The organism is Vibrio sp. MMH1-50 (assembly GCF_022347645.1).
Classification (GTDB): domain Bacteria; phylum Pseudomonadota; class Gammaproteobacteria; order Enterobacterales; family Vibrionaceae; genus Vibrio; species Vibrio harveyi.
The window spans coordinates 70516-82811 of the sequence record NZ_JAKRGG010000011.1 but is presented as its reverse complement, the minus strand read 5'-3'; the positions used below and the strand labels follow the sequence as shown (position 1 = coordinate 82811).

The 12296-nt window shown below is 42.8% G+C and carries 10 protein-coding genes; 5 read left to right on the top strand and 5 right to left on the bottom strand.

The genetic code is table 11. The features are described from left to right. The first annotated feature begins 293 nt into the window (after window positions 1-293). Together MHO32_RS11170 and MHO32_RS11165 are read left to right on the top strand one after the other, a co-directional pair. Window positions 294-1307 carry a helix-turn-helix domain-containing protein gene (locus MHO32_RS11170; protein WP_017188162.1) on the top strand — a complete coding sequence of 338 codons (1014 nt, stop codon included), beginning with the start codon at window positions 294-296 and terminating at the stop codon, window positions 1305-1307. Between the two features lie 233 nt (window positions 1308-1540). Beyond that, window positions 1541-1927 (top strand): hypothetical protein, encoded by a 387-nt coding sequence (locus tag MHO32_RS11165; protein WP_005444511.1) that lies wholly within the window; start codon window positions 1541-1543, stop codon window positions 1925-1927. A 78-nt stretch (window positions 1928-2005) separates the two neighbouring features. Here MHO32_RS11165 and MHO32_RS11160 read toward each other — a convergent pair whose 3' ends face one another. The 4 genes from MHO32_RS11160 to MHO32_RS11145 form a co-directional block, all read right to left on the bottom strand. Then, window positions 2006-3940, bottom strand: coding sequence for a diguanylate cyclase domain-containing protein (locus MHO32_RS11160; RefSeq protein ID WP_029789428.1), 1935 nt, complete (start codon window positions 3938-3940; stop codon window positions 2006-2008). Next, window positions 3937-5109, bottom strand: a complete 1173-nt coding sequence (locus MHO32_RS11155) for a sugar ABC transporter substrate-binding protein (RefSeq protein WP_239211853.1) — start codon at window positions 5107-5109, stop codon at window positions 3937-3939. Before MHO32_RS11155 ends, MHO32_RS11160 begins: the two co-directional genes overlap by 4 nt. Window positions 5110-5276: 167 nt before the next feature. Continuing rightward, on the bottom strand, window positions 5277-6371 hold the full coding sequence (gene serC, locus MHO32_RS11150; protein WP_009698119.1) for a 3-phosphoserine/phosphohydroxythreonine transaminase: 1095 nt from the start codon (window positions 6369-6371) through the stop codon (window positions 5277-5279). Window positions 6372-6502: 131 nt separating this feature from the next. Continuing rightward, the gene (locus MHO32_RS11145) at window positions 6503-7765 is read right to left on the bottom strand and encodes a DUF945 family protein (protein WP_009698120.1); all 1263 of its coding nucleotides are present in this window, start codon (window positions 7763-7765) and stop codon (window positions 6503-6505) included. 185 nt (window positions 7766-7950) lie between these two features. Between MHO32_RS11145 and MHO32_RS11140 the strand changes: the two genes are divergently transcribed. From MHO32_RS11140 to MHO32_RS11130, 3 genes are all read left to right on the top strand, one after another. After that, entirely contained in the window at window positions 7951-9891 is a 1941-nt protein-coding gene (locus tag MHO32_RS11140) for an ATP-binding protein (RefSeq protein ID WP_009698121.1), read from the top strand. Beyond that, window positions 9888-10385, top strand: a complete 498-nt coding sequence (locus MHO32_RS11135) for a response regulator (RefSeq protein WP_050908059.1) — start codon at window positions 9888-9890, stop codon at window positions 10383-10385. Before MHO32_RS11140 ends, MHO32_RS11135 begins: the two co-directional genes overlap by 4 nt. A gap of 207 nt (window positions 10386-10592) precedes the next feature. Next, window positions 10593-11141, top strand: a complete 549-nt coding sequence (locus tag MHO32_RS11130; protein ID WP_005442235.1) for a hypothetical protein — start codon at window positions 10593-10595, stop codon at window positions 11139-11141. Window positions 11142-11351: 210 nt separating this feature from the next. Here the strand turns inward: MHO32_RS11130 and MHO32_RS11125 are convergent, their stop codons facing one another. Then, the gene (locus MHO32_RS11125; RefSeq protein WP_005444533.1) at window positions 11352-11939 is read right to left on the bottom strand and encodes a TfoX/Sxy family DNA transformation protein; all 588 of its coding nucleotides are present in this window, start codon (window positions 11937-11939) and stop codon (window positions 11352-11354) included. Between the last annotated feature and the right edge of the window lie 357 nt (window positions 11940-12296).

Sequence of the window (12296 nt, the reverse complement as noted above, 5' to 3'; positions counted from 1 at the left end):
CAAAATAATATCCTTCATTTTCAACTAGGCATCTCATGCCTATAGAATACGCACAATGCCTTCTCAATTAAACGACAAACATAATACGATTTGCATGATATTTATGAGCAGCACGACATAAATATTAATGCATTTCCAACTTCCTATATGTCTCATCAATTTTAAATGATTGTACCGTACCGGAATACCATTTCTCAAAATTGACACATTTGGCAGAGAAATGTCATGCACATAACTTAAACGAAAAATAACAATTAGCTATGGACATGTTTTAAACCTATGGGGGAAGTAAAGTGTTCGGGAGTTATCTAAAATCAATAAGAACCACATTAGGGTTAACTCAGGAGCAAGCATCAATAAGACTAAATCTATTAGGTGGTGATTTAGCAAATATAGACTGTGTTACTTTTAGCCGATGGGAAAGAGGAATCACTCAACCGAGTCTAAGCCGACGAGTCAGAGTGCTTCGTGCATTTGAAAACAACCTGCTGCCATACCTTTGTAATTTAGGGTTAGATACGCCTTTAAAAGACGAGGTTGAACAGTTTGAATTGTCTTTGAAACAAAGATACCAAGACGCAATGTCTATCATCTCAGGGATTGACTACAAAAATGCTTACCCTGTTGTGTATGATCATATTGAAGAGGAAGAACTGAGCCAAAATAATGAGCAAGAATTCATTAATAGTCTGAACAACTTTCATAATCAGCTTAAGTCTTTAAATATTAAACATAGTCTTGCGACTATTGATTTGGTTGAATATCAGAAAGACAATCGAGCAATTGCTTATAAATACCTTTCCAAAGGTGAGCTAGTCGGTCATAACATTGGTATGTTTTTTACTGTGCCCACATTGGAAAATGAGCTAGATAGAACTAAAAAGCAACGCTTACCTATCGACACGATTGACCTTAGATTAACCAAGCCATTGAGAGAGAAAGGAGTATATTCTTACTACGCCATCAGTCAGCACTCCAAAAATGAACGCGTATTTCGTAAACAGCTGCATACAGAGTTCACTTTCTTGGCTCAAAACGCGCATATTCATCATTATTACGCAAGTGTCACTTTAAAGAGCTCGGTCGATGTGATGTTTAAAATGGGCTTTAGTGTTGCGGCTTACGAAGGAGAAAGCCCGGTAGGTGCAATCAAAGTTGGCGCTAAACGCTATACTCGCGCAATCATGTATATTGAAACCAGTGAGCTGTTTATTCAGCCAGAATTTCTCTATTTATTGACGTGTTGTGGTGTTTGTACTCATCGCCAATGTGACAGTTGTACAGAACACCCTAATTGCATTTGTTAAACAAATACCGGCTTTTACGCTTTGCTGTCGATTGTTAGTTTAGATTCACTGTGCCTTCAATCGCTATCTTTGACTTCTGATAACGGTTCACAGCTCTATAGCGGCATTCAAATGATTGCCGCTATATTACTTAGCAATCGAGATGCTCATCAATTCTCAAATGCTATCCTGCTCAACATCTAAGTCGTTAAGATCTATACCCAAGTGCTTTAATTTATTAGCAGGTGAAACGCATGAAAAAGATTCGCTATCCATTTGATTTGCACGGGACACTCTCAATTCAATATCGGGATAAAGTTAATCCAATATTTCTAGACACTAATGAAGAAAACCAATCCATCATTGATATTGATGACTTTGCAGTAAGAGCATTCAGCTATGAAGCGGAAGATCGTCTATTAAAAATCTCACTACAAAAAGCGGTAAATTTATCTGAAATAGCTGACTGTGATTCAGTATTGACGGGCATCGAACTTAAACAAAATAATATCAAACTTGATATCGTCTATTGCCTATATAATGCAGGCATTGTCAGCTCTAGTATCTCCTATCCTCTCGATGATGACTCGCCGATTGAATCCATTGCTATCGCGAAACCTCTGACTCTGCACCTTAACTAACCTAACGTTTAAAACCGGATACGAAAAAGCCCTTAATTCGGCAAGAACAAGGGCTTTTCTGTCTGCGATTACTCGTTATTACTTCTGATAGAAGGCGCGTTTTTTCTCATACATAGCTTCATCCGCGATCGAAAACAGATTTTCAATCGACACAGATTCACTTGAAGCCCCTCCAACAGAAAACTGAACTGGGTAGCGGTTATGCTCAGATAGCTCAACCCACTTATTCTGTTGAGATACCTCAAGACGTGTAATCAACTCGTTTAGAGCGTCAATACTCAAGTCTTTTGCAATGACGGCAAATTCATCACCACCAATTCTGTACAACAAGGATTTTCCGTTGAGAACCGACTTGATGAGTTGCGTTGACTTAGCAATCAAAACATCACCACGGTCGTGCCCATAATTGTCATTGAGGTTTTTTAAGCCGTTTATATCAATCACAATAATAGCCATAGATTGCCAATGTCCTTGAATGACTGATTGGCAAGCAAACTCATAGTCTTCGTCAAACGCCTTACGATTAAAGCACTTTGAGAGTTTGTCTCGACGTGCGAAATCTTCTAACTCCAGCCACGAGTATAACTGCTTCTTAAATAGCTCCAATAAAATGCGATCTTCTCCTGTCATGACATAATTGCCATAACAGAAGTAACCAATTTCAGCTCCCGTAGAAGATCGCATGGTTTTCGCATTTTCGCTGCGCGGTTTTTCAAAACTAAAGCGCATGTCTGAGTCAGGAAACAAGCGGGAGAGCCCCGAATTAATCACTTCCGGAATCGCATGGAACCCTACCCCTGCATGGCTAGTGGTAAAGTTAATCAGCGTCATGAGTTTTGCTTGGTGCGCTTCTTCGCGTGTTAAGTTTGCCCGCAACTCCGCCGTTTGCTCTTCAACTCGATGCTCTAGCTTTTGGTTGAAGTTCGCAAGTTGCGCGTTAGTATCTTGAACTTGTTGGTTGGCGTTGCGCAGCGCTTTGTTTCGTACTTCCAACTCATCCATCTGACTGGTCAATTGCGCCCAAAGCGAATCCAATAGGCTCATCAACTGTCTAAACTCTTTAAATTGAAAACGCTTAGGCGATAAATCTGGTCGTTTATTCGTTTTAAATCGACGCACGACCACTTCCATCTGACGAATAGGTTCTGTAAGCCATCGGCTTGCCACAATCGCAATGCATAGAGTCACAACCAAGGTCGCAATGATGATATTTAATAGCTGTTGCTTCGATTGTGTCAGTTCTTGGTTTCGTGCTGCGTCTGACACAGTGTGAATCATAGTCACTTCTAATGGCTTCACAAAACTGTTGTTCTGGACGGTAATTTTACTCAAATGATGCGTGGTATCCCCCTTGGTATTACTCACCGCACCATAGTGGAAGTTAACGCTTTCTTGAGCATATAAGAATGGTTGCGAAATTCGGATTAAATCCTGATATGACACTAAAACAACCAAATAACCTTGCGGCTCATACTCTGAACCTGGCAGCAGCGTGTACGGCAGTAACGGGCTGACAAAGGCGATACCACTTTGCCCCCCATTTAATACCAGCCCCTCATCAAAGTAAGTACTGTGATACATCTTACCTTGCTTATAAATGTCTTCAGCGGCTCGAATTTTGGTCAGCAGCTTACTGTTTTCTAGGTGATATACTGAGCCATTGCTTTCGTACATTGGTTGCCAGTTTTTATCGATAATGTAAGTCGTACTGACATTGACCGCCAACTCTTCAAATGTCTCTATCATTTGCCAGATAATGGATGAATACAGGACGTTATCCATGCCTTGAACGAGTAAGCGATCCTTGGAATACCAGCGAGTTAAGTTCGCCACAAAGGTCAGGTCTTCACCTATCGTTTCTTGGATACCTTGATTGGTATTTTCCAGTTTAAGTTCTTTTTGCACCAACAAATCGGTTTGGTGCTTATCGATCATACTGGTGCCCACCCAATAAGCAGGCAGTAACGACCCTACCACCACAATCAAAGTTAAGATGCTACGCAAACTTATCATAAGGATGCTTTCCTACTCTTGTGAATGTGATTTGAATGTTTATTGATGAAGTCCACCACAAACTGAGCGGCGCCGTGTGCAGGCATGCCTGCTTTATAGCGCTTATATCCGCGAATCAACGCTTCCCAAGTCACCGCCATTTCTACGGTACTTGGCATGGCATAAGCGGGGGTCAGCTCTTTGTACAAATCGCTATAGTAGGTGTTCTCTTCGTCATACCATTTGCGGTTGATTGAGCGATTGGTAGAGATCAAGTTCTGGTTGATGATGACGTCTTCAATAAACTCCGGCTTTTGTACGATCATCGCCAGAGTACGCATTGCTTTTTGCTTCGCCGGATTGCGCATTGCTTCAGCATTAAATGCCAACACCTTTCCGCCACTCAGTGAGTGCATGTGGTGATTATTGTACGTCGGTAAACTGCTGATTCTGAGTTCTGTTGAGAAGTGTTGCTTCAGCTCACCTAGCGCCCAATCACCATCAATGAGATACGGCGCTTTCCCTTCAATGAACAACGCTCGCGCTTGATCTTGGTTGTAATCATCAATCACCACACCTTCTTTAGGTAAACGACCATAAAACTTAAGAGCCGCCGCCAGTGCACCAACATCAATATCGGTGATAGGTTGCGTTCTATGATCGGAAAACATAGGCACAAACGACATCAAGAAGTACATGTTCGGATACTGCATTGCGAGCGTGCTTTTGCCCTGTTTGGCATCTTCAATAAGCTTTTCCCAAGTTGGCTGTACTTCGTTGGTCAGCTTCGTATTCACATACAAAACCAAGTGATTACCTAAACCAAGCGGTACCCCATAAATGGCGTCGTCCACGGTGACGAGTTCCAGAGCTTTTGGCTCTATGCTTCTCTCTTCTAACCAGCTTGGCGGAATTTGGGCGAGATCAAAGTAGTCATGTAGTCCCAAGAAATCAGAAGGAACCCAAATAACATCAGGCACGGTAATACCAGTTTGCTTGGCGAGTAGTAGTTCTGAACGGATATTGTTTACATCGAACTCTCTGATCGCGAGTGTGTTGCCTGTTTCGGCTTCGAAGCGCTCGTTAATTTCTGCGACGGTAGAATATTCAATGCCACTCCAAACTTGGATCTCTTGAGCGGAGACCAAGGAGGAAAACAGAAATAACAACAACAGGCTCAGGTTTCTCACTAGAATTCTCGAAAATTGATGGTATTACAAAAGTAGCGAACGACTGGTGCTTATTCAAAAGCGCCGACAGGAAATGTGCGGGTGCTTCCATTGGTGGTTCACCCTACCATAGAAAGCAAAAAGCGCCGCAATTGCGACGCTTTCAAAGATTATATCACAGTTAGTGATTAAGCGTACTCTTGCTCGAACTCACGCATAAAGTCCACGAGAGCTTGCACACCTTCAAGCGGCATCGCGTTGTAAATTGATGCACGCATACCACCAACGGCACGGTGACCTTTTAGTGCCTTCAGTCCTTTTGCATCTGCCAACTCTAGGAATGTGCCATCAAGTTCTGGTTTTGCTAGTTGGAACGGTACGTTCATCAGAGAACGGTTCGCAGAGTGCACTCCGTTACGGTAGAAATCAGACTGATCGATGTAATCGTATAGCAGTGCTGCTTTTTCACGGTTTACTTGCTCGATCGCTTTTACGCCACCCTGCTCTTTTAACCACTTAAACACTAGACCTGATAAGTACCAAGCGAATGTAGGAGGCGTGTTGAACATCGACTCTTTTTCTGCCAACACTTTGTAGTCAAGAATACTCGGTAGCACTTCTTTCGCCAAACCAAGAAGATCGTCACGAACAATCGCAATTGCAATGCCTGATGGACCAATGTTCTTTTGTGCACCAGCATAAATGACACCGTATTGAGAAACATCAATTTCACGAGAAAGAATGGTCGAAGACATATCTGCAACAATTGGTTTATCCGTTACTGGCAGATCGTTGATTTCAATACCATCAATGGTCTCGTTCGGGCAAAAATGGACGTAAGCCGCATCTGGCGAAATTTTCCATTCTGTTGCAGGTAGAACTGCCGCTTTACCGTCAATCACCGTTTTTGCGTTGAACACGTCAGGTTCACAGTACTTTTTCGCTTCTGCTACTGCGCTTTCTGCCCAGTAACCACCATCAATGTAAGTCGCAGTTTCCGCGCTACCTAATAGGTTTAGTGGAACAGCGGCAAATTGAGCACGAGCACCACCTTGGCAAAACAATACTTTGTAGTTGTCTGGGATATTTAAAAGATCACGAAGGTCTTGCTCTGCTTCTTCTGCAACCTTAATGAACTCTTTGCTTCGGTGACTGATTTCCATCACTGAAGTCCCAAGACCTTGCCAGTTGATTAGCTCCTTTTGTGCTTGCTGCATGACTGCTTTTGGCAGACCTGCAGGTCCTGCACTGAAGTTAAATACGTTGTCCGTATTTTGTTCCATGATGCTCATTGCTCCTGCTAAGTAAAGATTACGAAATTAATATCACGTTTTTGCAGGGATAAAAACAAGAAAAGAGGTCTTACGACCTCTTTTTAAACTGGAAAAGCTAAAAACTTACTTTGTAAACTTCTCTATTGCATCAATGCAGGCATAAGCAGTGCGATTAAAGGAAATTCTTGTCCATTTTCGAACTTCAACTTCCCATCAGAAATTTGTGCTTTTAGTTCATAGCCCTTGTCTTTTTTCTCAATAAGTTCCATCACCATCAACTCGTCAACGCCTTCTTGAATGAATGGGTACAGATCCACCAACTCATCAGAGAAGTAAGTATTCAGCGAGCCTTTTGTCGCTGTCATTAGCTTCATCGGGTCTTGCGTGATGTGGTCGGTACCTTCCGGCACGGATAATTGCCATTCATTACGGAATTTGCCGTCTCCAAATGCGAGAGATAGCTCGTTGACTGATAGGTTAAAGCCTTTGCTAAACAAAGTATCAATATGCGGCAACAGCTTTTGAATCTCTTGCTCATCTAGCATTGGTGAACTTTGGTAAATCGACATAATTTGATCGAACGACTGGCTGTCAATATCACCGATAGCGAAATCAAGCTTGAAGTTATCAACGTCTGTACCATCCGTTAAACGCATTTGCTTAGCGTCTAATACCAACTGGGTGTTCAGTTTGTCGCCAGATTCATTCAGGGATGTATTGCCACTGTAGCTTGCGTTCTCGATTAGGAACATCGGGGCAAGTTGCGCATCAACAATATCCAGTTTTTGTAGAGAGAAAGATTGCTCCCCTAGCCAGTATCCTTTTGCTTGCTTACCTTTGCCTTCACCTTTCAGCTCTGTTAGATGAATCTCTTCACCATTTTCAAAGTCGATTTGTACCGAAGGAATCGACACTTGGTAGTTTAAATCACCCAGCACAGTCACATTACCTTTAACTTGCGCAGGACTAGATGAAAGGTGCATACCTTGAGCGTCGTTTTGGTAATTCCAACTTGCTAGGTTAAGCGTGAAATCCGTGTTTCCGTTGAGCTGAGTTTTACTGTGCATCGTCAACGGTAGGAAGTCCGCGTCAACGAGTTTAGAATCTGCACTTAAGCTCGTTAAACCATGTGTTACGTCGCTGGTCACATCAAAAGCTGTCGGAAGACCATCACGCTCAAGCTGCGCTTTGATTTCTGGGTCGACAACGGTGTAACGCGTCAGAACGACCGAAGACAGGTAACCGCGGTCATATTCCACAATTTCACCTTTGACCATTTCATCGTTCATATTGGCGATGCCATCTTCAATGATAGTTTGACCAATCTGACCAACTGCTAACGGCCAACACAGCGCAAGAGAAATAGCGCCACCAATGGCACCGATTTTTTTAAGATTTTCCATAACGTCACTTATTGAGTATTTGTGCTCAGTCTAACCCAAACCCAAAGCGGATAAAACATTGAGATATATCAGACTATTGATGGTTATTTTAGTTCATTAATCGAGAACAATACTCAGCTCTCAACCATTTCTATATTTAATTGATATGTTGTTGGTGCCAAGTTTTAACCGGAGCTCAAACCACTGTGAACCGTTACGCCGTATTGTGCCTCGACAATAATCCAATCAGTGCCGAACAGTTTCGATTGGAGTTGTCTGCCTTTTCGAGCAAGTTTGATATTCTCTCTGTAGAATCGATAGAAGAAGCGCAGAGCGCTCTCGAATACCTCGAAGAAAGAGAACAAAAGGTTGCGCTGGTTATTGCGAGCCATCATGCACATTTTAATGGCGTTGACTTCCTCATCGGTCTCGACCGCAAGCCACACACTGAGCAAGCTCGCAAAATCCTTATTAGCTGCTCGTCCGATATTGAGGCCATTTTAACCGCCGTCAATGAAGGACGCCTCGATCACTGCTTAACCAAGCCTCTTCCAGATAAGGTCCTGTTCAATACGGCGCAAAAAGAACTGACCCAGTTCATTCTCCGTCATGATAGAGAAGACTTGCTCAACTACAGCCAAATCCTCGACCAGCATAAATTGCTGCGCGCTCACATCGAAAATCAGATGAGCAACTATCAAGCAGGGTTCTTGAACGACTACCACGCCCTCTCTGATGGGGAACTCGCAGAACAAGTCATCACGGCGTTGCAACACTTCTTTGAACAAAATGACGATACCAAGGCTTGCCGTACCTACTCTCCTGAACACCTACTTACGATTGAAGGCGAGCCAAACAGTTTCTTGTGGTTTATTACCAGTGGTGAGGTAGCGCTCTACAAACGTGATGAACTTGGCATGCAACGTGAAGTGGTGCGCCATTCAAAAGGGAACATTGTCGGCGGCATGTCATTTGTCACCGGAGAGAGTTCGTTTTCAACTGCACTCACCCTAACAAAAACGGAAGTCATCAAGCTTGACAGAAATGTCTTCCGTAAGGTGATGCAAGGTGATTCTAACTTACTACCTCTGTTTACCAACTTGTTGCTACGTCATTTCAACCGACGATTGCAACGCAGCATCAACACTAAGCTGCAACTGCAAAAAACATTGGAATCATTGGAGTCCGCCCACCAGCAACTCATCGAACGCGAAAAAATGGCGATGCTGGGTCAACTTGTTGCGGGTGTCGCACACGAATTAAACAACCCCATTGCAGCTATCTTGCGAGGGGTAGAAAACCTAACTCTGACACTTGAAAACCTACTCACTCAGCTACCTAGTTACGAGGTTCAAGAAAAAGGCATTGGTTTACTGACAAGAGCTCAAAGCGCCAAACCGGCTTCGACCGCAGAACTCAGAGAGCGAGTAAAACAATTGAGTTCCAGCCTTCCCGACAGAACATTAGCAAAGAAAGTCGTTAATCTAGGGCTTGAGGGCGACCAAACTTTGGTTGCACAACTTAACCGTCAAAACGCCGACTCATTGGATTCACTTGGCACGTTAGAACAATATCATCAAGTCGGCGCATCACTTCGCTCAATCAATGTTTGCGCAGCTCGCATCGCTGATATGGTAAAAAGCTTAAAAGGCTACGCACGCTCAGACGACGAAGGTTTACACTTTGCCAACTTACATGAAGGCATAGAAGATACGTTGGTGATCTTTGAGAACAAACTCAAGATGCATAAGGTCACAACAAACTACGCAGAACTTCCTAATACACTCTGCCAACCCATTGCTTTACAACAAGTTTGGACAAATCTGATTTCCAACGCCATTGATGCCTTTCCTGATAAAGGCGAACTCACTATTCAATCTCGCTTGGTAGAAAAAAACCAACAAAAGTATGCCGTAATTTCATTTACAGACAACGGATGTGGCATCCCCGAATCGCAACAAAAAGCCATTTTTGAACTCAACTTTACAACCAAGAAAGAAGGTAATTTCGGTTTAGGTATCGGACTGTCTATCTGCCAACAGATTATGGCAAGCCATAAAGGCTGGATAGAGGTGGAATCTGAGCTCAACCATTTCACTTGCATGACCGTCTGGTTACCTATCACTCAAGAAGGAGATGAAGTATGACTAAATATCTGATTTTATGTGTGGATGATGAAAGAGAAGTCTTAGATAGTGTCCTTCAGGATTTGATGCCATTCGAAGAAAATTTCATTGTTGAGGGTGCGGAATCTGTCACGGAAGCAAAACAGGTGATTGAAGAAATGGCGGAAGACGGTATTCAGCTTGCCTTGATTCTGTGTGACCACATCATGCCGGAACAAACTGGCATCAGCTTTTTAATCGAACTCAGTCAAAATGGTGACACTAAATCATCTCGCAAGCTGCTCTTAACGGGTCAAGCTGGCTTAGAAGACACCGTTGAAGCAATCAATCATGCGAGCCTCGATTACTATATCGCCAAGCCTTGGAAAGGTGAAGAGCTCAGAGACGCTATTGTTTCGCAACTGACTGCTTTTATGATAGAAAATGATGACAACTTATTATCGTGGACATCCATCCTAGACGCAGAGGCAATCCTCAACGCGATGGCACAACGACGTGCAAGCTTTGGTGAATGAGAGCTGGGATAGAAAAACAAGCCATATTCGTCATCAACATGGCGCGTTTTTTGCTGATAAAACGGCACAATGAGTCATTTGACAAAACATCGACACATTTTTGTTGGTCGTAGACCTTCGTTTTTATTATGATGTCGAACAAATCAGATTACGGTTCAAGTGGTTACTTGGATCCATGGAACTATAAGACAAGGTTTATCGTTAGTTATGCGTAAAACACTATTAGCCGCTGCCCTTTTGTTGGCATCAAGCCAAGCTCTAGCTGCGAACGACTACAACGCTCCAGCAACAATGAGCAACTTTAGCTACGACTACATGGAAGCTCGCATTGGTGCTAGCCCAGTAACGTTCGGTGCTGGTTTCAGCAAATCAATCCACCCAAATGCACACGTAATCGCGCGCATCGACTCTGAGTTTGATGGTGATTTCGATTCAGCAGCGGGTTTTGGTTTCCACTCACCACTAAACAACTGGGCTGACCTAACGGGTGCAATGCTAATGCGCGTTGTACAACCGTCAAACTCAAGCAGCACTGACGTTGGTATGGAACTTAACTTAGGCGTGCGCCAATGGCTTGGTCCTCAACTAGAAGTTGGTGGTAAAGCGGGTTACGTTTCTATCGACAACGATGACGATTGGATCGGTTCTGTTTACGCTCGTTTCCACTCTACAGAGCTATTCTCTCTGGGTGCTGAAGCGCGTATCAACGACTTCTACGGTGATCAAGTAATGTTCACTACTCGCTTTAAGTTCTAAACGCCTACTGAGCGTACTTTCTTAAAGTATGAACTAAAAAACCGAGGCATTTACCTCGGTTTTTTTGTATCTACAAACTGTCTTGTTGCAATGACTAACTCAAATGAAGTGGCCAAAAGCATCAACTTCCTTTTGTCGCTTTCAACACTCACCTTTTATGACTCGCTAACTTCATCCTAAACGAGTCAATCATCGTGAAACTAAAGCGATTTATTCACACATTGCCAGCAGTTGTTTCTTGCGTGGTTCTTGGAGCAGCTTCCAGTGAATACCATCAGTGGCGCCAGCAAACTTCCATAGAAGCTTCACATCAACATCACTACCGTATGTCACTCTTACTTTATTAAATACTTCTACTGGTCCTAGTTCCAAAAACGTTTCTACGTCATCAATACCTGCTTTTTTGACCATACGCTCTAGCGTCAACTGCATATTTGGTAGGTCACGCAAACGTCTACTGGCTGAAGACTTTTGGTATTTACGTTCCTTAATAGAACATTCAATCGATTTTTGTAACAACGCGTCTAGACCCGCAAAACCTGAGTCAAATAGATCGGTTACATCATAGTAGTTAACGGTTGCCGTCGTTTGTTTTTTGACGTGCTTATATTTTTCACAGTTTAGTTGAGTAAATTCTTCATCTAACCCGTTACCACCACGTAAATAACAACAGTCGTTACTTACTAGTGCGAACATTGCGTCGTTGCTGAATAAACCAATCCCGCCAAACATTGAACGTTTTTGGTACTCACTAAAATTGCTTACATAGTTAAAAAAAGCTTGGTCTGTCATGTCCATTGACCTCTGTAATTGGAATAAATTACCCCGATTAGCGATGTCACCAGATGAACAGCAGCTTATAGCGAATTATAAATTGTCGATATGTTGGCGATATTTTTGTGAATTGCGCTCACCAACTGTCTTAATCATACTTAACGTTGAAAAATAAGTTAGGATCTATGTCACAGTTGCCGAACTACAAATTCCACATACGTGATTAGTTTCACATTTACTCATCCTTAAGCGATGTTTTTTTGACACAGCAACTGCCAAAAATCAAACATCATGGTGATAAATGCGGCAATTGCGAACGTGAAATAGGTATTTAATTGATAAGCAACATAGTGTGGAGGTACACTGTACGAAAGCTCTCTA